At 67.7% G+C, this 23706-nt stretch carries 9 protein-coding genes; 7 read left to right on the forward strand and 2 right to left on the reverse strand.

Annotated elements, in window-relative coordinates; genetic code table 11:
- The first annotated feature begins 43 nt into the window (after nt 1–43).
- The 3 genes from F2P44_RS29430 to F2P44_RS29440 are packed head-to-tail and all read left to right on the forward strand — an operon-like array spanning nt 44 to nt 2203.
- Nucleotides 44–337: a hypothetical protein gene (locus F2P44_RS29430; protein ID WP_167092756.1), complete on the forward strand. Its 294-nt coding sequence runs from the start codon at nt 44–46 to the stop codon at nt 335–337.
- Nucleotides 330–1892 (forward strand): PepSY-associated TM helix domain-containing protein, encoded by a 1563-nt coding sequence (locus F2P44_RS29435; RefSeq protein ID WP_167092758.1) that lies wholly within the window; start codon nt 330–332, stop codon nt 1890–1892. Before F2P44_RS29430 ends, F2P44_RS29435 begins: the two co-directional genes overlap by 8 nt.
- Entirely contained in the window at nt 1889–2203 is a 315-nt protein-coding gene (locus F2P44_RS29440) for a DUF3325 family protein (protein ID WP_167092759.1), read from the forward strand. Before F2P44_RS29435 ends, F2P44_RS29440 begins: the two co-directional genes overlap by 4 nt.
- A 40-nt stretch (nt 2204–2243) precedes the next feature.
- Here F2P44_RS29440 and F2P44_RS29445 read toward each other — a convergent pair whose 3' ends face one another.
- Nucleotides 2244–2993 (reverse strand): thioesterase II family protein, encoded by a 750-nt coding sequence (locus F2P44_RS29445; RefSeq protein WP_167092761.1) that lies wholly within the window; start codon nt 2991–2993, stop codon nt 2244–2246.
- A gap of 2 nt (nt 2994–2995) precedes the next feature.
- On the reverse strand, nt 2996–3202 hold the full coding sequence (locus F2P44_RS29450) for an MbtH family protein (RefSeq protein WP_167092774.1): 207 nt from the start codon (nt 3200–3202) through the stop codon (nt 2996–2998).
- Between the two features lie 171 nt (nt 3203–3373).
- On the opposite strand from F2P44_RS29450, the gene F2P44_RS29455 reads away from it, so the two are divergent.
- The 4 genes from F2P44_RS29455 to F2P44_RS29470 all read left to right on the forward strand — a co-directional run.
- The gene (locus F2P44_RS29455; protein WP_167092777.1) at nt 3374–4312 is read left to right on the forward strand and encodes a TauD/TfdA family dioxygenase; all 939 of its coding nucleotides are present in this window, start codon (nt 3374–3376) and stop codon (nt 4310–4312) included.
- Between the two features lie 101 nt (nt 4313–4413).
- The gene (locus F2P44_RS29460; RefSeq protein WP_167092780.1) at nt 4414–14043 is read left to right on the forward strand and encodes a non-ribosomal peptide synthetase; all 9630 of its coding nucleotides are present in this window, start codon (nt 4414–4416) and stop codon (nt 14041–14043) included.
- Nucleotides 14043–21701: a non-ribosomal peptide synthetase gene (locus F2P44_RS29465; RefSeq protein ID WP_167092783.1), complete on the forward strand. Its 7659-nt coding sequence runs from the start codon at nt 14043–14045 to the stop codon at nt 21699–21701. The genes F2P44_RS29460 and F2P44_RS29465 overlap by 1 nt, the downstream gene beginning before the upstream one ends.
- 2 nt (nt 21702–21703) lie before the next feature.
- Nucleotides 21704–23706, forward strand: a 2003-nt coding sequence (locus tag F2P44_RS29470; RefSeq protein WP_167092786.1) for a condensation domain-containing protein, incomplete at its 3' end; no start/stop codon positions are given.

A 23706-nucleotide genomic window follows, 5' to 3' on the forward strand; every position in this document is an offset into this window, starting at 1 on the left:
CCGCTATCATTTAAATGATAATCATTATCGTTTCGGAGCCGCTGTGTCCCACCCGCGCCTGACCTGGCAATCCGCCCTGATGCGCACACTGATCGGTGTCGTCGGCGGTGTTGTGCTTGCCCATTGCTTCATGGTCGGCACTGCTGCGGCGCTCACGGCCGCCGGCTGGATGGCACGCGCCGACGCCGTGGTGACGGCCGGGATGCTGGCCTTCCTGGTCTGGGCTGGCGCCGTCTTGCTCGCGTTCGCGGCGGCCTCGGCCCGGCGCGCGGCGGGATGGAGCCTGGGAAGCGCCTCGGGATTCGCCTTGCTGGGATGGATTTGCCTGCATGGATAAGCGGCCCTCGCTGCGGCACGCGATGGACTACCTGCACACCTGGGCCGGGGTGCTGTTCTCGGTGCTGCTGTTCCTGGTATTTTTCATGGGCACGCTGTCCGTGTTCGACCGCGAGATCGACCGCTGGATGATGCCGGCCTCGCGCCTGGTGACGCCGGGCGCCGTGTCCTTCGACAGGTCCGCATTGCCGCACCTGCAACAGCTCGCGTCGGACGCCCGCACCTGGTCCGTGGAATATCCAAACGCTCGCGATCCGCTGATGACGCTCGGCTGGTTCGGCGAGCAGGGCATCGAGAGACGTTTGGTCGACGTCGAGCGCGACCGGCTTCTGGCCGACCCGGGCACCAAAGGCGGCAGCGGCTTTTTCTACCCTTTCCACACATCTTTCCATCTCCCCTGGATGGATATCGGCACCTGGCTGCTGGCACTGGTGGCGCTTGCCATGCTGGTCTTGCTGGTATCGGGCGTCATCATCCACAAAAGAATCTTCGCCGATTTCTTTACCTTCCGGCCGCGCAAGGCGATGCAGCGCGCCACGCTGGACCTGCACAATGCCTCGTCCATCCTGCTGCTGCCGTTTCACTTCGTCATCACCCTGTCCGGCCTGATCATCTTCCTCTTTGTCTATCTGGACCTGGGGGTGTCCGTGGTCTATGCCACCGATGGCGGAAACATTTTCAAGGAAGGCATTCGCCATTACTCCCGTCCCCCGGCCCGGGAGCCGGGGCAGCTCGCGTCCATCGATGCGATGGTGGCGCAGTCGCGCGCGATCTGGGGCAGTGGCGAGGTGCGCCGGATTATCGTGCGCAATCCACAGGACAAACATGCCACGGTCGAGGTGCAGCGCCTGCCGCTCGATCAAGTCGTCAACGATAACGTTTCCGTGGTCTTCGACGGGCCGACCGGCGAGGTGCTGGCCCGGCAGCGCTTGTCTCCCGGCTTCCAGGTGCAGCGCTTTTTCTCAGGCTTGCACATGCTGTCGTTCGCACATTGGGGCTTGCGCTGGATGTACTTTGTGATGGGGCTCATCTCGTGCGTGATGATCGGCACCGGCTTGCTGCTGTGGGTGGAAAAGCGCCGTGCACGGCAGGAAAAGACGGGACGCATCAGCTATCGCGTCGTCAATGCGGTGGCGGTGGCGGGGACGATGGGCGTGCTGGTGGCCACCTTGTCCATGCTGGTGGCTAACAAATTGCTGCCGGCAGGGATGGGCGCGCGCGCCGCTTGCGAGCAATGGGTGTTCTTCGGCGCCTGGGGTGCGACGATGCTGCACGCCAGCACGCGCGCATTGTCCCGCTGCGCCCCGGCCGACCTGCGTACCGCCTGGCGCGAGCTGGCCTGGCTAAGCGCTGCGCTGGCCGTGCTCGCCGTGATCCTGAATGGGTTGCTCACTGGCGACCACCTGCCGCGCGCGCTTGCGAGCGGCAGCCTGGCGGTTGCCGGTACCGATTTGGTGTTGCTTGCGTCGGCGCTGGTGGCTGTTTGCGCTGCGCGCCGCCTTGCCGCGCGGCCGGTGTCAGCCGCATCCGGCGCCATCGCGGCGGTACTCGCATGATGACCTTACTTTCGCTCGCTTCCGCAATCACGGCATGGGCTGCAATGGCCGTTCTGTGCGCGCGCTCGGCCACCCAGCGCTGCCGCATGGGCTTGCCGGATCAGGCGCCGGCGCAAAGCCTGGCGTGGGCCCTGGCCGGAGTCACTTTGCTGTTGGTCTCCATGGCCGCCGCAGTGATTGCCAGCGGAGCGTCGTTCGGCATCTTGCTCTGGCTGTGCCAGGCTGGCGTGCTGGGGCTGCTCATGATTTGCTTGCTGCCGTATGCCGGCGCAGTTGTACTCGCGCCGTGGTGCTGGCCGAACAAAGGCTAGCCGCGCGGCCTCGCGCCACTAGCCACTATTCAGATCCCATTCAAGCGGCCTGCCGTTCAGCCAGGCCGTCCAGGATGCAGTCGATCACTTCCTGCTGCCGGTTATGGATGAAGAAATGGTCGCCCTCGAACCAGCGCAGCTGACAAACATCGCTGGTTTCCTTCTGCCAGCAGGGCAGGTGCTGAGCGGCGACATGGCTGTCGTTCGTGCCGGCCAAGACGGTAATGGGGATGTCGAGCGGCGCGTCGTCGCGGTAGGCATAGGTCTCGACCATGGCAAAGTCCGCGCGTATCGCGGGCAGCAGCAATGCCATCAGTTCGCGGTCGGCCAGGATTGCGGGCGGGGTGCCGTTGTAATCGCCGAGTGCGGCGATCAGTGCCTCATCGTCCAGGCCGTGCAAATGGCGCTTGGTGCGGCGCTGGCGTGGCGCGCTGCTTGCTGATACGAACAGATGCTCGGGCATTGCCAGCCGCTGGCGCTGGCAATGGCGGGCCAGCTCGAAGGCAAGCAAGCCACCCAGGCTATGACCGAAAAACGCAAAGGGAAGGCCAGCCTCGCGCGCGATGACGGGGGCGAGCGCGTCGACCAGTTGCGCCAGCGAGTGGAACGGCGCTTCGCCGAAGCGGGCGCCGTGCCCAGGCAGCTGGACGGCGCACACTTCAATACTCGGCGGCAACGATGCCTGCCACGCCAGGAAGGGCGCGGCACTGCCGCCCGCGTACGAAAAGCAGAACAGGCGAAAGCGCCGTCCGTTGCCGGCGTGGCGCAGCAGCCAGGGGGTGCCGTTCATTGTCAGACGGCTGCCATGTGTTCGCGCAGGCTCAACGGGCGCATGTCGGTCCAGGTGGCGTTGATGTGCGCAAGGCAGTCCGCCTTCTTGCCGCTGAAGCCGGCCGTTGTCCATCCGGCCGGTATCTCCTTGTGCGTCGGCCAGATCGAATACTGCTCTTCGCCATTGACGACCACGTGAAAAACGGTGTCTTCGCTATCCCAGCTCATTGATTTCTCCTCTACAAACGTTAATTGAATTGTGTCATCGGAACAACTTGCCGGATTATAAACGCGCTCATCCAAGATGTAAATCTAAATACGAATTGTTCTCATTTGCATTGACATCCAGGACAGCTTGCGTCAGTATGCCGAGCATCGCGCTTCGAAGGAGTTTTGACAATGTTTTCAAAAATCAACCTGCCATTGGTACTCACGCCACCCGCACCGGGAATGGACCTGGGCAGCGCCCACGACCACATTCAAGCCCAGGTGGCCGAGCACCTGGAGCGCGTGGGCGGCATCCTGTTGCGCGGTTTTGCCGTGCCGGATGTGTCGGCATTCAAGGATTTTGCGGCCTCGTTCGGCGACCCGCTGCTCAACTACGAATTCGGCTCGACCCCGCGCAGCAAGGTGGAGCAGGGCGTGTACACCTCGACCGAATACCCGGCCCACCAATCGATCCCCCTGCATAACGAGCAAGCCTATACGCGCCAGTGGCCGATGCGGATCTGGTTCTATTGCCACACCGCCGCGCCCGAGGGCGGGGAAACGCCGATTGCCGACAGCCGCGAGGTGTATCGCCTGCTCGATCCGGCGCTGCGCCAGCGTTTCATCGACAAGGGTTTGCTGTATGTGCGCAACTACGGCAATGGACTCGACGTGCCATGGCAGCAAGTATTCAATACCGGGGATCCGGCGGTGGTCGAAGCCTATTGCCGCAGCCAGCACATCGAATGGGAATGGAAGGACGACGGCGAACTGCGCACGCGCCAGCTGTGCCAGGCCGTGGCGACCCATCCCCGCACCGGCGAGACTGTCTGGTTCAACCAGGCGCACCTGTTCCATGTCTCGGCGCTGGAAGCGAGCGTGCGCGATACGCTGCTGGCGGTCGTCGACGAAGAGGACTTGCCGCGTCACGTGTACTACGGGGACGGCTCGCCGATCGAGGAAACGGTCCTCGACCAGATCCGTGCCGTGTATGACAGCGTGACCGTGCGCTTTCCATGGCAGCAGGGCGACGTGCTCATGCTCGACAACATGCTGGCCGCCCACGGACGCGCACCGTTCAAGGGGGCGCGCCGCGTCGTGGTGGCGATGGCCCAGGGCCAGGGCGCATGAGGCCGCCAGCAGTCCGCTAAGCCATTTTCAATCATTCCCGATGATCGCCGCGCTGTCCGCTAGTGGGACGGAGGGGCGTCTTTTGCTCAAAAGGTAAGTGCATGACCCACCCTGAAGTTTCGTCGCAACACTTCGTCGACTTGCTGCGCGGACGCGCCGCGCGCCATCCTGATCGCTCCGCGATTCAATTCCTGCTCGATGGCGACAGTGTCGGCCTGGACATGAGCTATGGCGAACTGGACCGCAGGGCGCGCCGCATGGCAGCCTGGCTGCAGCGCCACGCCAGCCATGGCGAGCGTGCCTTGCTGCTGTATCCGACCGGTCCCGATTACGTGGTCGCCTTCTTTGGCTGCCTGTACGCCGGCATCATTGCGGTGCCGGCCTATCCGCCCGAACTGGCCCATCCACAGCACCTGAAGCGCCTGCTGGCCATGCTGCACGACGCGGCGCCGCGCCTGGTCCTGACCGACAGCGCGGCCCTGCCGGGCTTGCGGCGCCTGCTGCCTGCCGACGGCGACGTGCGCATGCTGGCCACCGACGCGCTGGCGCAAGAGTGCCACGAGGATCAGTGGCAGGCGGCCGCGATCACGCCAGCCACGCTCGCCTTCCTGCAATACACCTCCGGCTCGACCGCCACGCCGAAGGGCGTGATGGTCAGCCACCGTAACCTGATCGGCAACGAGCTGGCGCTTGCCGCCGCTTACGGTGTCAAGGAAGGCGTGGACAAGTGGGTCAGCTGGCTGCCGCTGTACCACGACATGGGATTGATCTGCGCCCTGTTGCAACCGATCTTCAGCGGCATCACGCTGGTGCTGATGTCGCCGCGCCACTTCCTGGAGCGGCCCTTGCGCTGGCTGAAAGCCATCGCCGAACACAAGGCGACCATCAGCGGCGGACCGGACTTCGCCTACCGCCTGTGCCTGGAACGCATCGGCGACGCCGCTGCGGCCGGCCTCGACCTGTCGTCGTGGCGCCTTGCCTTCAACGGCGCCGAACCGGTGCGCGACACCACCTTCCGCCAGTTCGCCGCCAAATTCGCGCCGGGCGGATTCGGCGCCGACGCCCTGTACCCGTGCTACGGCCTGGCCGAAGCCACGGTGTTCGTCAGCGGCGGCGTGCGCGGCACGGGCATGATCGCCACGCGCTTCGACCCGGCCGCCCTGGGCCGCGGCGACGTCGTGCCGCACGGCGAGGGCGTGGCCCTGGTCGCCTGCGGCCTGGTCTGGACCGGTCATCAGGTATCCATTGTCGATCCGGGAACGATGAGCGCCTGCGCGGACGGCCGGATCGGCGAAATCTGGGTCCGCGGCGCGAGCGTCGCCGAAGGCTACTGGCGCAACGACAAAGCCACCGCCGACACCTACGCCGCCCGCATGCAAGGCGAGACGCAGGCGTGGATGCGCACCGGCGACCTCGGTTTCTGGCATGAAGGCCAGCTGTATATCGCGGGCCGCCTCAAGGATCTCGTCATCCTGCGTGGCCAGAATGTGTATCCGCAGGACGTCGAGCAAAGCGTCGAAGCCGCCGTTCCTGAAGTGCGCAAGGGCCGGGTGGCCGTTTTCCCGGTCGACATCGGCGGCGTCGAAGGGATCGGCGTTGCGGCCGAACTGCCGCGCGCGGTGCTCAAGAAGCTCGACGCGCCGGCGCTGTTCCGTGCGATCCACCGCGCCATCGCCTTCGAGCACCAGGAACCGGCCAGCGTGATCCTGTTGCTGGCACCCGGCGAATTGCCGAAAACGTCCAGCGGCAAGTTGCAGCGCGCGGCCTGCCGCAGCGGCTGGCTCGATGGCAGCCTGCCGCTGGCGGCCCAGTTCCGGCGCGACCGCGACTGGCTGCTCGGTGCCGGCCATGTCGCGCCGCGCGACGACCTCCAGGCACGACTGGCGGCCTTGTGGAGCGAGGTGCTGGGCGTGCCGCAGGCCGGCATCCATGATAATTTCTTCGAGCTTGGCGGCGATTCGCTGCTGGCCGTGCGCCTGCTGTCGCGCCTGCGCCAGGGCTTCGGCGTGGATGTGGCCGCGCGTACCCTGTTCGAAGCGCCCACCGTGGCGCAGCTGGCCGAACGCGTGCGCGCCATGGCGCCGACTGCGCAACTGCCGCTGCTGCCGGCCGCGCGCGAGGGCAAGCTGGCGCTCTCGTTCGCCCAGCAGCGCCTGTGGTTCCTGCACCAGATGGCGCCGCACAGCGCCGCCTACAATCTCGCGGCGACGCTGCGCCTGAGCGGCGTGCTCGATCTGTCCGCGCTGCGCAGCGCATTCGCGTGCCTGCTGCAACGCCATGAAGCCTTGCGCACCACCTTCCGTGACGACGAGGGCCAGCCGGAGCAGGTCATCGCCGCCGCCGCCGGTTTCGATGTGCCGGTGCTCGCGTTGAACCCCGCGCTGGCGCCGGCCGCCGCCTTGCGCGCGCTGGCCGAGAGCGGCGCAGCCGAGCCGTTCGACCTCGGTACCGGTCCCTTGCTGCGCGCAAGCCTGGTCAGGCTGGGCGAACAGGAGCATGCGCTGCTGCTGGTGACCCACCATATCGTCTCCGACGGCTGGTCCATGAGTGTCCTGCTGCGCGAGTTTGCCGCCGCCTATGATGCCGAGGTGCGTGGCGCCGCGCCGGACCTGGCGCCGCTGCCGATTCAATATGCCGACTACGCGCACTGGCAGCGTCAATGGCTCAGCGGAGAAGTGCAGGAGCGCCAGCTGGCCTACTGGAAGTCGCAACTGGGCGACCGGCATCCCGTGCTGGCATTGCCGGCCGACCGGCCGCGCCCCGCCGTGCAAAGCCATCGCGGCGCGACGCACCGGCTGCGCCTGCCGGCGGCGCTGACCGCCCGGCTGCACCAGCTCGGCCACCAGCACGGAGCCACCCTGTTCATGGTCATGCTTGCCGCATTCGACGTGCTGCTGCACCGCTTGTCGGGCCAGTCCGACATCCGTGTCGGCGTGCCGGTCGCGGGGCGCAACCGGGTCGAGCTGGAAGGCTTGATCGGCTTTTTCGTCAATACCCAGGTGATGCGCGCGGTGGTCGACGGCCGCCACAGCTTTGCGACCCTGCTGCGCAGCGTGCGCGAGGCGGCCCTGGGCGCGCAGGCGCACCAGGACCTGCCCTTCGAGCAGCTGGTGGAAGCGTTGCAGCCGCAGCGAAGCCTGAGCCATTTGCCCTTGTGCCAGGAAAAATTCGCGATGCAGCAGCGCTGGACCGACCTGACCGCGCTCTCCGGCCTGGAGGTCACGGTGGACACGGTCGATGAACGCCAGGCGCGCTTCGACCTCGCGCTGGATGTGACGGAGATCGACGGCGAGCTGGCGTGCGTGTTCAATTATGCGACGGACCTGTTCGACGCGTCGACCATCGCACGCTGGGCGCAGCATTGGACAATCCTGCTCGCCGCGCTGGCCGACGCGCCGCAAACGCCAGTCGCGCACCTGCCGCTGCTCGACGACGCCGCGTGCCTGCGCCTGCGCGAACTGGCGCAAGGCCCGCTCGACGCCACGCCATTCCAGCCGGTGCAGGAGCTGGTCGCCGCCCAGGCAGTGCGCCGGCCCGACGCCCCCGCGCTGGTGTGCGATGGCCACATCCTCAGCTACGCCGAACTCGATGCCCGCGCCAACCGGATGGCGCGCTACCTGGCCGCCCAGGGCGTGGGCCAGGAGAGCAGGGTGGCCGTCTGCCTGCCGCGCGGCATCGACCTAGTGGTCGCCATCCTCGGCATCCTGAAAGCCGGCGCGGCCTACGTGCCGCTCGATCCGGCGTGGCCGGCCGAGCGCCGCGCGTTCCAGGTCGCCGACAGCGGCGCCGTGCTCGTGATCGACGCGGCCTTGTTCGACGGCGCGCCCTTGGCCGCGCATGGCGACGCCGCCGTGCCGGTGGCGCTGATGGCGCAGCATGCCGCCTATGTGATCTACACCTCCGGCTCCACCGGGCAGCCCAAGGGCGTGGTGGTGCAACACGGCGGCTTCGCCAATTATGTGGCCGCTGTATCGGCCCGCATGCCGCTCGACGGCATCGAGCGCATGGCCTTCGTCTCGACGGTTGCGGCCGACCTTGGGCACACCGTGCTGTTCGGTGCGCTGGCCAATGGCTGCGCACTGCACCTGATGGGCGAAGAATGCGCGTTCGACCCCGATCGCTTTGGCGAGTACATGGCGGCCAACCGGATCGACGCCCTCAAGATCGTGCCGAGCCACCTGGCCGGCCTGTTGCAGGCAGCCGCTCCCGAACAGGTGCTGCCGCGCCACTGCCTGCTGCTCGGCGGCGAAGCGAGCAGCTGGTCGCTAATCGACAAGATCGAGCGCCTGGCGCCGGGCTGCCGCATCATCAACCATTACGGACCAACCGAAACGACGGTCGGGGTGCTGGTCCACCCGCACGATCCGGCCAGCCGCGCCGGGGGACACAGTCTGCCCTTGGGCGGTCCGCTCGCGAACAACCGTGTGTACGTGCTTGACGAGGCGCTCAATCCGGCGCCGGCCGGCGTGGTGGGCGAACTCCATATCGGCGGCGCGCAGCTGGCGCGCGGCTACCTTGGCCGGCCCGACCTGACGGCCGAGCGCTTCGTGCCCGATCCCTTCGGCGAGCCCGGCGCGCGCATGTACCGCAGCGGCGACGCCGCACGCCTCCTGGCGGACGGGAACCTGGTCTACATCGGCCGCCGCGACGACCAGGTGAAAATCCGCGGCTACCGCGTCGAACCCGGCGAGATCGCGGCGCAGCTGAAAGCCGAAGCGGGCGTCGCCGATGCCGCCGTGGTGCTCGATACGAGCGCCGAAGCGGCCCGACTGGTCGCCTATGTCGTGGTGCCGGCCGCCCATGATCTGGACGCGCTGCGCCAGGACCTGGCACGCAGGCTGCCGGATTACATGGTGCCCGCGCTGCTGGTGCGGCTGGCGCAGCTGCCGCTGACGGCCAACGGCAAGCTCGATCGCAGCGCATTGCCGCAGGCGGACACGGTGCGGCAAGCCGTCTTTGTCGCGCCATCCAGCGATACCGAGCGGATTCTGGCCGCCATCTGGGAAGAAGTGCTCAAGCTTGAGCGCGTCGGCGCGCACGACAATTTCTTCGCACTCGGCGGGGACTCGATTCTGTCGCTGCAAATCATCGCCCGCGCGCGCCGTCAAGGCTTGAAGCTGCTGCCCAAGCAGGTGTTCGAACAGCAGACTATCGCGGGCCTGGCGCAACTGCTCGATCAGGGCGCCGCGACGCGCACCGCCAGGGCGCCAGTGGCCGCGCCATTGCCACGCGCTCCCCGCGACGGCATGCTGCCGCTCTCGTTTTCCCAGCAGCGGCTGTGGTTCCTGCACCGCATGGAGCCCGACAGCGCGGCTTACAACGTACCGGCGCTGCTGCGCTTTTCCGGCGCGCTCGATGCCGGGGCGCTGCAACGCGCATTCGCGGCGCTGGTTGCGCGTCATGAAATCCTGCGCACCACGTTCAAGGAAATCGACGGCATCGCGTCGCAGGTGATCGGCGCCGATGCGGATGTCGCCATGCCGCTGGTCGACCTGCGCGGCTTGTCCGTCGATGCCCAACTGGCACAGGTGCAGCGCCGCGCGCGCGAGGACGCCGCGCAGCCCTTCGACCTGTCCAGCGGTCCGTTGCTGCGCCTGTCCCTGCTCAAGCTGGCCGGGGAAGAGCACGTTCTGCTCATGTCGCTGCACCACATCGTTTCCGACGGCTGGTCGCTCAATATCCTGGTGCGCGAGTTCTCGGCCCTGTATGTCGCCTTGCGTGCGGGTGGCCAGGACCCATTGCCGGCACTGCCGCTCCAGTACGCGGACTTCGCCGCCTGGCAGCGCACCACCGTGGGCAGCGAAGCGCCCGAACGCGAACTGCGCTATTGGAAATCGCAACTGGGCGGCGAACAGCCGGTGCTCGAACTGCCGGCCGACCGTCCCCGTCCCGCCGTGGCGCGCCCGGACGGCGCCAGGCATCGCTTCGTGGTGGGCGCGGCGCTCGCCGCCGCCTTGCGCAAGCTGGCGCGCGACCAGAACGCGACCCTGTTCATGACCATGAAAGCGGCCTTCGACGCGCTGCTGTTCCGCCTGACCGGCCAGCATGACATTCGGGTCGGCGTGCCGATCGCCAGCCGTGGCCGGGTCGAACTGGAAGGCTTGATCGGCTTTTTCGTCAATACCCAGGTGATGCGCGCGATGGTCGACGGGCGCAAGCCGTTCGCCGTGCTCCTGGCCGAAGTGCGGGAAGCCGCGCTGGGTGCGCAAGCGCACCAGGAATTGCCGTTCGAGCAGCTGGTCGAAGCCCTGCAACCCGAGCGGGACCTGTCGCGCTCCCCGCTATTCCAGGTGATGTTCAACGTGCAGCGGCCGGACTTCAGCGCGCTGGACCAGATTCCCGGCCTGAAGCTGGAGATGCAGGCGCGCGAGAACGGCACGGCGCAGTTCGACCTGTCGGTCGACATCAAGGAAGCTGGCGCCGCGCTCGAAGGCGCGATCACTTACCGGACCGACCTGTTTGACGCCGCGACCATCGAGCGCATGGGCGCCTGCTATCTCGCCTTGCTGGAAGCCTTTGCCGGCCAGCCGCAACTGGCCCTCGGCGACGCGCCGATGCTGGCGCCATCCGAGCGTCACCTGGTCACGCAGGGCTGGAACGATACCGACCGGGCGTACCCGCAAGCCAAACCGGTGCACCAACTGTTCGCCAGCCAGGCTGTGGCAACGCCCGATGCGCCGGCGCTGGTGTTCCGAGAGCGTTCGTTGTCTTACCGCGAACTCGATATGGCCGCCAACCGCCTGGCGCACCGCCTGGCCGCCGCCGGCGTGGGGCGCGACAGCCTGGTTGGCGTCTGCGCCGAACGGTCGCTGGAGATGGTGGTCGGCCTGCTCGCCATTCTGAAAGCCGGCGCCGCCTACCTTCCGCTTGACCCGGACCATCCGCCCGAACGGCTGTCCTACATGATCGACGACGCCGGCCTTGACGTGCTGCTCACCCAAGCGCCGCTGTGGGCGCACCTGGCCCTGGCGACCCGCGCCCGGGTGCTGCCGCTGGACCTGGATGGCGATGCCGCCTGGCCGGCCGACGCGCCGCATGTCGAGGTTCACCCGCAGCAGCTGGCCTACACCATCTACACCTCCGGTTCGACCGGGCAGCCCAAGGGCGCCGGCGTGCCGCACGCGGGCCTGAACAACCGCCTGGCATGGATGCAGGAAGCATACCGCCTCGATGCGCGCGACCGCGTCCTGCAAAAGACGCCGTTCGGCTTCGATGTCTCGGTCTGGGAATTTTTCTGGCCGCTGATCAGCGGCGCCACGCTCGTCATGGCCGGCCCTGGCGCGCACAAGGACCCGGCTGCACTGGCCGCACTGGTGGTCCGGCACGGCATCACGACCATGCACTTCGTTCCCTCGATGCTGCAGGCGTTTGTCGACCATGGCGCGCTGCCGCAATGCACCTCGCTGACGCGCGTGCTGGCCAGTGGCGAAGCCTTGCCCGCCGAACTGCTGTCGCGCTTCTTGCGGCAGAGTGAGGCCACGCTCTACAACCTGTACGGACCGACCGAAGCGTCGATCGACGTGACGGCGTGGACGTGCAGCGCCGCCGATGCGGGCGCTGGCGTGCCGATCGGACGGCCGATCGCCAATACCCGGATGTATGTGCTCGATGCCGGCTTCAATCCGGTACCGGTTGGCGTGGTTGGTGAACTGTACATCGGCGGCGTGCAGCTGGCGCGCGGCTATCACCGGCGCGCGGCGCTGACGGCCGAACGCTTCCTGCCCGACCCATTCGGCCGGCCGGGCGCGCGCCTGTACCGCAGCGGCGACCTGGCGCGCTGGCGTGCCGATGGCGCGCTCGACTACCTTGGCCGCACCGACCATCAGGTCAAGATCCGTGGCGTGCGCATCGAGCTGGGCGAAATCGAAGCAAGGCTGCTGGCGCATCCGGCCATCGGCGAGGCGGTGGTGGTGGCGCGCGAAGAAAAAGCGGGCGACAAACGCCTGGTTGCCTATGCGGTCGCCAGCGCGGCGGTGACGGACGACCAATTGCGCAGCCACCTGCGGCAAGCCTTGCCCGAGGCGATGGTGCCGGCCGCCTTCGTGCTGCTGGACGCGATGCCGCTCAGCGCGAACGGAAAGCTCGACCGCAAGGCCTTGCCGGCGCCCGAATACGGCGCGGCGGCGGGGCAGTTCGTGGCGCCGTCGAACGAGACCGAAGCGCTCCTGGCGCAAGCCTGGAGCGATGTGCTGGGCGTCGGGCAGGTCGGCATCCACGACAACTTCTTCGCGCTCGGCGGCGACTCCATCCTGGCGCTGCAAATGGTGAGCCGCGCGCGCCAGGCCGGCCTGTCGGTCACGCCGAAGGACTTGTTCCAGTACCAGACCGTGGCCATGCTGGCCCTCGTCGCCGGCCAGGCCGGTGCGCGCATTGCGCAAGGTGCTGCCAGCGGCGAGGTGCCGCTGACGCCGATCCAGGCCTGGTTCTTCGGCCAGGAACAGGCGCAGCCCCACCACTGGAACCAGGCCGTGTTGCTGCAAGCGCGGCAAGCGCTCGACGTGGCGCGCCTGGAGGCGGCCCTCCATGCACTGGTCGAACAGCATGACAGCCTGCGCCTGCGTTTCGCGCGCGATGCCGGCGGCGCCTGGCGGCAGTCGTACGCCGCCCAGGGGCCGCACTTCGCGCTGCACTCGCGCGATGTGCCCGCGTCGGAGCTGGACCGGGTCTGCACCCGGATCCAGGGCAGCCTGGACCTGGCACGCGGTCCGCTGCTGGCCGTGGCGCACCTGCGCCTCAGTGACGGCGAGGAGCGCCTGCTGCTGGCAATTCATCACCTCGTGGTCGATGGCGTGTCATGGCGCGTGCTGCTGGACGACCTGCAAAGCGCCTACGGGCAGCTCGACGCCGGGGTGCCGGTAAAGCTGCCTGCCAAGACCAGTTCTTATCAGGCGTGGGCCGGGCAGGTGCGCGCTTACGCGTCCGAGAACGAACTGGCCTACTGGGCCACTGCCGTCCGGCCGATGGCGCTGCCGGCCGCCAATCCACAGGGCGCCAATCTGGCGGGCCAAGCGCGGCGCGTGGAGATCGCACTAAGCGCCGGGCGCACGCGCCAGCTGCTGCAACAGGCGCCGGCCGCCTACCGCACCCAGGTCAACGACCTGCTGCTCGCCGCGCTGGCACAGGCGCTGTGCGGCTGGAGCGGCAGTGCGCAGGCCTCGATCGAGGTCGAAGGGCATGGCCGCGAGGATCTGTTCGATGGCATCGACCTGTCGCGCAGCGTCGGCTGGTTCACTTCGCGCTTCCCGGTCAGCCTGGCCGCGCACGCCGATCCCGGCGCGGCCATCAAGGCCGTCAAGGAAAGCTTGCGCGCTGTTCCGAACAAGGGAATCGGCTGGGGCGTCCTCGATGCAAGCGGGCATCGGGCCGTGCGCGCGCTGCCACAGCCGCAGGTCTGCTTCAACTACCTCGGCCAGCTCGACACCAGTTTCGGCGGCCTGTTTGCCCTGGCGCCGGAAGGGGCGGGCGAGTCTTTCAGCCCGCTGGCGCGGCGTAGCCACTGGCTGACGGTCAATGGACAGGTCGCGAACCATGCACTGTCCCTGAGCTGGACCTACAGCCCGGACATCCACACGCGGGAGCAGATCGAGGGCCTGGCCAACGCCTACCGCGACGCGCTCGAAGCACTGATCGACCATTGCCTGGTGGCCGAAGGCGATGTGACACCGTCCGACTTTCCGGATATTGATATTGGACAGGATGACCTTGACCGCTTCCTGGAGGAGATCCTGTAATGAGCAACTTCCGCAACAAGCAAAATATCGAGGCGATCAGCTATCTCTCGCCCCTTCAGCAAGGCATGCTCGCGCACGCGCTGCAAGAGGGCACGGCCGATCCGTACTTTTATCAGTCCACCTTCGACATCGAGGGCGAACTCGATATCGCTGCGTTCGGGCAGGCGTGGCAGGCGGTGGTGGCCAAGTACCCCGTGCTGCGCACCGACTACCGCTGGGAAGAAATCGCGCGGCCGGTGCAGATTGTGTATCGGGCCGGCGCCGCGCACTGCGAAACGCTCGACCTGCGCGAGCACAGCGAGGCCGGGCAGGATCGCGAGCTGGCGGCACTGCTGGCGCAGGAGCGGGAACAGGGATTCGACTTCCGGCGCGCGGCCGACAACCGCCTGCGGCTGGTACGGCTGTCCGAGCGGCGCCAGTGCCTGGTCTGGAGTTATCACCACATCACGCTCGACGGCTGGAGCCTGGCGCTGATCCTGCGCGACGTGCTGGCGGCCTATCGCTGCGCGGCCGGCGGCGCGGCGCCGCAGCTGGCGTCCGCGCGTCCCTACCGCGACTATCTCCAGTGGCTGCAAGGCCAGGACATGGAAGCGGCGCGCAGCTACTGGCGCGGCGCGCTGGCCGGTGGCGCGGAGCCGACGCCGCTGCCGGTGTCGGGCGGCAGTGCAAGCGACGGCCATGCGGAACAAGTGCTGCATCTCGCCGTGGGTGAAACGGCGGCGCTGCGCGCCTTCGCCGCGGCGCAGCAGCTTACCCTGAACACCGTCGTGCAGGGCGCATGGGCCGTGCTGCTCGGACGCCACGCGCGCAACGATGAAGTGACGTTCGGCTGCACCGTGTCCGGCCGTCCGGCCGATCTGGCCGGCGTCGAGGAAATGGCGGGCCTGTTCATCAATACCCAGCCGCTGCGGGTCTCCATGCCGGGGGCGCTGCCGGTGGCGCAGTGGCTGCGTGGATTGCAGCAGCAAGCGGTTGCGCAGCGCCAGTTCGACTATCTGCCCCCGGGCGAGGTGCCGGCGCAGTTCGACAGCATCGTCGTTTTTGAAAATTATCCGATCGACGCATCGTTGACGGAGGGGCGCGCGGCGATCCGCATGCGCCATGTACGGCGCGGCCAGCAGAGCGCCGGCGCCGATGGCGTGCGCCTCACGGGCGGCCGCAACAACTACGCATTGAGCCTGATAGTCAAGGATGGGGCGGAAATGGAACTGCTGCTGGCCTACGATGGCCGCCGCTTTGCCCATCCCGTCGTCGCGGGCTTGCTGCGCCAGTTGGGCGCCGTGCTTACCGCCCTGCGCCTGCGGCCCGATGCGACCCTGGCGTCGCTGACCCTGTGCGGCGAGGCCGAGCGCGGCCGCATCGTCGCGCAGGCTGCCGGCGAGCGGACCGATGTCGCTTTCCGCACCATCGCCGCGCACATCGCCGATCACGCGCACGACAAGCCGGATGCGCCGGCCCTGCGCTACGAAGACCAGCAACTGAGCTGGCGCGAACTTGACCAGCGGTCCAGCCGCGTGGCCAACTACCTGGCCGCGCACGGCGTTGCGCCGGAAGTGCGGGTTGCCGTTTGCCTGCCACGCTCGCTCGATATGGTGGTGGCACTGTTAGGGATCCTGAAAGCGGGCGGCGTGGCCGTGCCACTCGACCCCAGGATGCCCGCCGAGCGCCTGGCTTTCCAGCGCGCCGATTCGCGTGCCGTGCTGACGATCGACGCCTCGTTCGATGCCACCGCCTGCGCCGCGACGCCGCTGCCGCAGCAATGCATCGCGTCGAACGCGGCCTATATTATTTACACATCCGGTTCGACCGGACGACCCAAGGGTGTCGTCGTTACGCACGGCGCCCTGTCGAACTACGTCGCGGCCGTGCGTGCCCGTCTCGGCGAAGACGATATCGCCAGCATGGCCTGGGTATCGACGGTGGCTGCGGACCTGGGGCATACCGTCCTGTTCGGGGCGCTGGCCAGCGGCGCATGCCTGCACGTGATTTCCGAGGAGCGTGCCTTCGATCCGGACCGCTTTGCCGAATACATGGCGCTGCACCGCATCGACGCGCTCAAGATCGTTCCGAGCCACCTGGCAGGCTTGTTGCAGGCCGCCGATCCGGCGCAGGTGCTGCCGCGCCGCTGCCTGGTGCTGGGCGGCGAGGCAAGCAGCTGGCAACTGGTCGAACGGTTGCGGATGCTGGCACCCGGCTGCCGTTTGCTGAACCATTACGGGCCGACCGAAACCACGGTCGGCGTGCTGACCTTCGCTCATGATGCGGCGCGCCCGGACAGCCGCATCCTGCCCCTTGGCCGTCCCCTGGCCAACAACCAGGTGTACGTGCTCGATGCGCACCTGCACCCGGTACCGGCCGGCGTGCCGGGCGAAATCTACGTGGCGGGCGCGCAGCTGGCGCGCGGCTACCTTGAGCGCCCGGACCTGACGGCGGAGCGCTTCATCCCCAATCCCTTCGGCGACGGCTCGCGCCTCTACCGCACCGGGGACATCGCCCGCGTTCTGGAGGACGGCAACGTTGAGTATATGGACCGCGCCGACAACCAGGTCAAGATCCGCGGCTACCGCGTGGAGCCGGGAGAGATCGCCGCGCAGCTGACCTCGGAACCCGGCATTACCGACGCCGTGGTGGTACTGGCCAAGTCCGGCGACGTGGCGCGCCTGGTCGGCTATATTCTGGCGGCGCCGGATTGCGACCTCGCCCTGCTGAAAGAGCGGCTGGCGGCGCGCCTGCCGGACTACATGGTGCCGTCCGCGCTGGTGCGCCTCGACGCGTGGCCGTTGACCGCCAACGGCAAGCTCGATCGGCGCGCCTTGCCGGCGCCGGAAACCCCAGCCACCGCCAGTGCCGGCCGGGTGGCGCCGCGCAACGATGTGGAAGCCGTGCTGGCCATGGTCTGGCGCGATGTCTTGAAGCTCGACGAGGTGGGTGTTTTCGACAGCTTCTTCGCGCTCGGTGGCGATTCCATCCTGTCGCTGCAAGTGATCGCCAAGGCGCGCGCCAAGGGATTGAAGCTGACCCCGAAACAGATGTTCGACAAGCCGACCATTGCCGCCATCGCCCAGGTGGCGGTGCCGCTGCTTGCCAAGGCGAAGGCGGCGCCGCCCGCGCCGGGCGGGGATGTGCCGCTGACGCCGATCCAGGCATGGTTCTTCGAGCAGCGGTTGGCCGCACCGGATCACTGGAATCAGTCGGTGCTGCTCGCCGCGCCGGAAGCGCTGGATGCGGCATGTCTCGACGCCGCGCTGCGCGCGCTGGTGCGCCATCACGATGCCTTGCGCCTGCGCTTCGTCAAGAACGGCGTTGAGGTGCGCCAGTGGCATGACCCGCAGGTGCCGGACACGCTGCTGCAAACCATCGCAATGCGCACCGGAGCCGACATCGCTGACGCCTGTTCGCGCGTGCAGGCCGGCCTGAATATCGCGCACGGTCCCTTGCTGGCGGCCGCGCTCCTGCGCATCGACAGCGGCGGCGAACGCCTGCTGATCGCGGTGCACCACCTGGCCGTCGATGGCGTCTCGTGGCGCATTTTGCTGGAAGACCTGCAGACCGCCTACACCCAGGCTTGCGCGGGGCAGGTGCCCGTTTTGCCGGCCAGCCCGACTTCCTGGCGCGACTGGGCGGGCAGGTTGCGCAGCCACGCACCCGTAGCGCAGCTCAGTTACTGGCAATCGGCCCTTCGGCCAATGCCGCTGCCGGCCTGGAATGCCGATGGCGAGCGCCGCGCCGGTGATGCGCGCCGCGTGGAGCTTGCGCTCGACGCGGAGGCAACGCGCCAGCTCCTGCAAGTGGCGCCGGGCGCCTATCGCACCCAGATCAATGATTTGCTGCTCACCGCGCTGGCGCAGACGCTGCAGGAATGGAGCGGCAGCGCGCATGCCCTGATCGAACTGGAAGGCCATGGCCGTGAAGACCTGTTCGACGACCTTGACCTGAGCCGCACTGTCGGCTGGTTCACCAGCCGCTTTCCGGTCTGCCTGGATGCCGCGCGCGAGCCGGCGGACGCGATCAAGTCGGTCAAGGAGCAGCTGCGCGCCATTCCGGACAAGGGCATCGGCTTCGGCTTGCTCAAACATGGGGGCGATGCTGCGGCACGCGCCGCGATCGAGGCGTTGCCACGGCCGCAAGTGTGCTTCAACTACCTGGGCCAGTTCGGCGCGCAGCAGGGCGCGCACGGCTTTCGCCTCGCGACTGAGGGCACGGGTGTCAACCGCGCCGCCGGCAACCGGCGCAGCCACGCCCTCGACGTGGTGGCGCAGGTCAGCGATGGCATCCTGGCCGTGAGCTGGAACTACAGTCCCGATGTGGTGGACGGCGGCGTGATCGACAGGCTGGCCGTGGATTACCTGGCAAGGCTGCGCGCCCTGGTCGCGCATTGCGTGACCGCGCAAGGCGGTGCCACCCCGTCCGATTTCCCGCTCGCCGGCTTGACGCAGGGCGAAATCGACCACTTGCCCGTGGCGGCCATCGAGGACATGTATCCGCTGGCGCCCATGCAGCAGGGGATGCTGTTCCACAGCCTGTACGCGCCGCAGCAGGATATCTATGTCAATCAGCTGCGCGGCACCCTGACAGGTGCGCTCGACGTCGATGCCTTCCAGGCGGCCTGGATCGCGGCAGTGGGCGAGCATGCGATCCTGCGTACGGGCTTTTTGACCGAACGCGCGGGACAGACCATCCAGATCGTGTGGCGCGACGCCGTGCTGCCATTCGCCGTGCATGACTGGCGCGATCTCAACGCGGCCGAACACGAGGCGCGGCTGGCGCACTTCCTCGACCAGGAACGTGCGTGCGGCTTCGACCTGGCCCGGGCGCCGTTGATCCGCGTGGCCCTGATCGCGCGGCACGACGGCGCCACCGAATTCGTCTGGACCAAACATCACTTGCTGCTGGACGGCTGGAGCTCGGCGCGTCTGATCGGCGAAATCCTGGCGCGCTATTTCGATGGCGCGCAGGGAGCGCCAACGGCGCAGCCAGCGCGCTACCGCGACTATGTCGAATGGATCGGCCGCCAGCCGCACGACGTGGCGGAGCGCTTTTGGCGCGACACGCTGGACCGCCTGTCCGCTCCCCTGCGGCTGGCCGATGCGGTGGCGCGGCCATCCGGCGCGCCGCAAGGGCATGGCGAGAAGGTGCTGCACCTGCCGGCCGCGCTGAGCGGCGCCCTTCAAGGCATTGCACAGGGCGGGCAGGTGACGCTCAATACCGTGCTGCAGGCGGCATGGGCGCTGCTCTTGTCGCGCTATAGCGGGCGCGATGACGTCGTATTCGGCGTCACCGTATCCGGCCGCTCGGCTGACGTGGCGGGCATCGAGGCCATGCTCGGACTATTCATCAACACGCTGCCGATGTTCCAGCGGCTCGATCCGGGACAGGAAATCGGCGCCTGGCTGCGCCAACTGCAAGGCGCGAACGCGGCCCTGCGCCAGCATGAGAGCACGGCGCTGGCGGATATCCAGCGCTGGAGCAGCGGCGGCGGCACTGCCTTGTTCGACACCTTGTTCGTCTTTGAAAACTACCCGGTCGACGCGGCCGCGCGTCATCGCCAGGCGCGGCTGGCCATTGAAAACGTCCATGCCCACAACCTGACCAGCTACCCGCTATCGCTGACGGTGGTCCCGGGCGAGCGCTTGCGGATCGACTTCGTCCACGACCGCGCCCATTTCGACGACGCGACGGTCACGCGCATGCAAGGCCATTTGCTGCGGGTACTGGAAGGCCTGGTGGACCAGGACAACCGTGTCATCGGCGACCTGCCTTTGCTCGACGATGCCGAATGGCGCAGCCTGACCCGGAACTGGAACAAGGACGTCGCCGACTATCCGTACGGCGGTGCGGTGCACGACAGGTTCGCGCGCCAGGCCGCGGCAACGCCGGATGCGGTCGCGCTCGTGCATGGCGACCAGGCGATGTCGTATCGCGAACTCAATCTGGCCGCGAACCGGGTGGCGCACCGGCTGATCGAACTGGGTGCGGTGGCCGATGCACGAGTCGCCATTTGCCTCGAACGCGGCCTTGACCTGGTCGTGGCGATCATTGGCGTGCTGAAGTCGGGGGCCGGCTATGTGCCGCTCGATCCGGCCTACCCGGCGGACCGGCTGGCCTACATGCTGGACGACAGCGCTCCGATGGCGATCATCACCGCTTGCGCACTTGGCGCCGGCCTGCCTGCCGCCGGCGTACCGCTGCTGTACGTCGACGACGACGCCGCGGCGCTGGCCGGGCAGCCCGCGTCCAATCCCGACCCTGCGGCAGTGGGGCTGCGGCCGGAGCACCTGGCCTACGTCATCTACACCTCCGGCTCGACCGGCAAGCCGAAAGGGGTGATGGTCGAACACCGCAACGTCACGCGGCTGTTCTTGGCCACCGACGCCTGGTTCGGGTTCGGCGCGAGCGATGTCTGGACGCTGTTCCATTCCTTCGCATTCGATTTTTCGGTGTGGGAGATCTGGGGTGCGCTTGCCTACGGCGGCAAGCTGGTGGTGGTGCCGGCAGCCTGCGCGCGCTCGGCTGACGAGTTCCACGCACTGCTGTGCCGCGAACGGGTCACCATCCTGAACCAGACCCCGAGCGCATTTCGTGCGCTGGCCGTGGCGCAGGCGCACAGCGACGACAGGCATGCGCTTCGCCACGTCATTTTCGGCGGCGAGGCGCTTGAACTGCACACGCTCAAGCCCTGGATCGAGCGCAACGATCCGGATCGCACCCAGCTGACCAATATGTACGGCATCACCGAGATCACCGTGCACGCAACCTACCGCCGCTTGCGGCGCCAGGATATCGACGAGGCCGACGGCAGCATGGTCGGCGGGCCGATTCCCGACCTGCGGATCTGCATCCTCGACGGGCAGCGGCGGCCGGTCCCGGTCGGCGTGACTGGCGAATTGTATGTCGGCGGCGCCGGCGTGGCGCGCGGCTACCTGAATCGCCCGGATTTGACGCGCGAACGCTTCATCGCCGATCCGTTCAGTGACGATCCGCAGGCGCGCCTGTACAAGACGGGAGACCTGGGACGGTGGCGCGCGAACGGCGACATTGAATACCTGGGGCGAAACGACTTCCAGGTCAAGATTCGCGGTTTCCGGATCGAGCTGGGCGAAATCGAAGCCAGGCTGGCCGCCTGCCAGGGCGTGCGGGATGCGGTCGTGATCGCGCGCGAAGACCGTCCAGGCGACAAGCGCCTGGTGGCCTACTACCTGGGCGAGCACCTTGCGGCCGACCAGCTGCGGGTGCGCCTGTCGCTGGATCTGGCCGACTACATGGTGCCGGTGGCGTTCGTGCGGGTCGAGAGCTGGCCGTTGACGCCGAACGGAAAACTTGACCGCAACGCCCTGCCTGCGCCGGAGTACGGCGCCGCAGCACAGTCGTATGCCGCCCCACGCAATGACACCGAAACGGCGCTGGCGCGCATCTGGAGCGACCTGCTCGGCGTCGGGCAAGTGGGCATTCACGATAATTTCTTCGCCCTCGGCGGCCATTCGCTGCTGGCGATGCAGGTCGCGTCGCGGGCCTCGCTCGTATTCGGCAAAAAAATCGCGCTGGCGACGATCTTCCAGAAAGCGACGATTGCGGAACTGGCGCCTGCGCTCAGGCGTGAAATGCAGGGCCAAGCCGGCGACGTGTCGCTGATGGCGGACCTGCTCAATGAATTGGAATAGTCATGGAACAAAATAGTAAACACGATATGCTGGTCATCGCGCGCCGTCTCGCCGGCCTGGTGCCCGACAAGCGCGCCTTGTTCAGGCAGCGCCTGCGCGAGAGCGGCGTCGATGGCGCCAGCCTGCCGATCGTGCCGCTGGCGGAGCGTCCGGCCCACGTTGCGCTGTCGTTCGCACAGCAACGCCTGTGGTTCATGGATCAGCTGGAGCCGGACAGCGCAGCCTACAATATTCCGGCCGCCCTCAGGCTCGATGGTCCGCTCGATGTTGTGGCGCTGGAGGCCGCGTTGTGCGCGGTGACCAGCCGCCACGAGGCGCTGCGCACCGTGTTTCGCGATGTCGATGGCAGGGCGGGGCAGGTCGTTCTCCCGGCCGTCGACGTCAGGCTGTCCGTGATCGACACGACGGCCGATGATGCGCCAGGCCTGCTGCAAGCCGAAGCGGCCAAGCCATTCGACCTGCGCGCCGGCCCCTTGCTGCGCGCCACCCTGTTCAAACTGGCGGACAGCGAGCATATCTTGGCCCTGACCATCCATCACATCGTCGCGGATGGCTGGTCGATGACGCTGCTGATGAAGGAGCTTGCCGCCAACTACGCCGGCGAGGGCGCCGGGCGCGATGCCTTGCCCATCCAGTATGCCGATTACGCGCTGTGGCAGCAGGAATGGCTGACCGCCGATCTGCTGGCGACCCAACTCGATTACTGGAAAACGCAGCTTGGCGACGAGCATCCGGTGCTGGAACTGCCGGCCGACCGCGCCCGGCCGCCGGTGCAAAGCGGGCGCGGGGGCCGAATCCGCTTCGCGCTGGACGACACGCTGGCCGACGGCCTGCGCCAGCGCTCGCGCGAGCAAGGTGCGACTCTGTTCATGACGACGCTGACAGCCTTCGGCGTCCTGCTGCACCGCCTGTCCGGTCAAAAAGATATCCGGATCGGTGTGCCGACCGCCAACCGCAATCGCGTCGAAACGGAAGGCGTGATCGGCTTCTTCGTCAATACCCAGGTAATGCGCGTGCAGGTGGACGGCCGCATGACCTTTGCCGAATCGCTGGCGCGCGTCAAGCAATGCGCACTGGGTGCGCAGGCGAACCCGGACCTGCCGTTCGAGCAGTTGGTGGAAGCGCTTCAGCCGCAGCGCAACCTGGCCCACTCGCCGCTGTTCCAGGTAATGTTCAATGTGCAGGCGTCGGCGACCGGCGCTCACGCGCTGATGGGGAACGTGCGCGTGCAGCCGCTGTCGCAGGACAGCGGCGCTGCCCAGTTCGACCTGTCGCTCGACATCGTGGAGCGTCATGGCCGGCTCGATGCGATCCTGACCTACAGTACCGACCTGTTCGACGCAGCCACCGCCAGCCGCTTCGCCGGTTACTACACCAACCTGCTGCGTGCGATTGCCGCCACGCCGCAGGCGCGCATCAGCGAGCTGCCGATTCTCGGTGACGAGGAGTATCGCCAGGTCACCCGCGACTGGGCTCTTGCCGACGCCGTTCCGGATGCGCTGCCGCCCGTGCACCGCGCATTCGAATTGCAGGCCGCCGCCACGCCGGACGCGATTGCGCTGGTATTCGACGAAACGGCGTTCAGCTACGCCGAGCTCAATGCGCGGGCGAACCGTCTCGCGCACCACCTGATCGGCGCGGGCGCCGGTGCCGACGCGCGCGTCGGCATCCGCATGGAACGCGCCCCGGACATGGTCATCGCCATCCTCGCCACGCTCAAGGCCGGCGCGGCCTATGTCCCGCTCGACCCCAACTATCCGCAGGAGCGCCTTGCCTACATGGCCGACGATGCCGGCGTCGCGCTGCTGCTTGAGACGCTGCCCGACTGCGGCGGCCAGCCATCGCACAATCCCGCCGTGACGGTGCATCGCCAGCAGTTGGCCTACGTGATGTATACCTCCGGCTCGACCGGCAAGCCGAAGGGCGTTGGCATCACCCACGACGCCCTGGCGCGCCACACACGGGTCGCGCGCGATTTCTTCCGCCTCGACGCCGGCGAGCGCAT

The sequence above is a fragment of the Massilia frigida genome (genome assembly GCF_011682175.1).
Taxonomy (GTDB): domain Bacteria; phylum Pseudomonadota; class Gammaproteobacteria; order Burkholderiales; family Burkholderiaceae_D; genus Telluria_A; species Telluria_A frigida.

Coding starts and splice junctions, on each gene's coding strand:
- F2P44_RS29435 (WP_167092758.1), top strand. CDS start 330: ATGGATAAGCGGCCCTCGCTGCGGCACGCGATGGACTACCTGCACACC.
- F2P44_RS29440 (WP_167092759.1), top strand. CDS start 1,889: ATGATGACCTTACTTTCGCTCGCTTCCGCAATCACGGCATGGGCTGCA.
- F2P44_RS29445 (WP_167092761.1), bottom strand. CDS start 2,993: ATGAACGGCACCCCCTGGCTGCTGCGCCACGCCGGCAACGGACGGCGC.
- F2P44_RS29450 (WP_167092774.1), bottom strand. CDS start 3,202: ATGAGCTGGGATAGCGAAGACACCGTTTTTCACGTGGTCGTCAATGGC.
- F2P44_RS29455 (WP_167092777.1), top strand. CDS start 3,374: ATGTTTTCAAAAATCAACCTGCCATTGGTACTCACGCCACCCGCACCG.
- F2P44_RS29460 (WP_167092780.1), top strand. CDS start 4,414: ATGACCCACCCTGAAGTTTCGTCGCAACACTTCGTCGACTTGCTGCGC.
- F2P44_RS29465 (WP_167092783.1), top strand. CDS start 14,043: ATGAGCAACTTCCGCAACAAGCAAAATATCGAGGCGATCAGCTATCTC.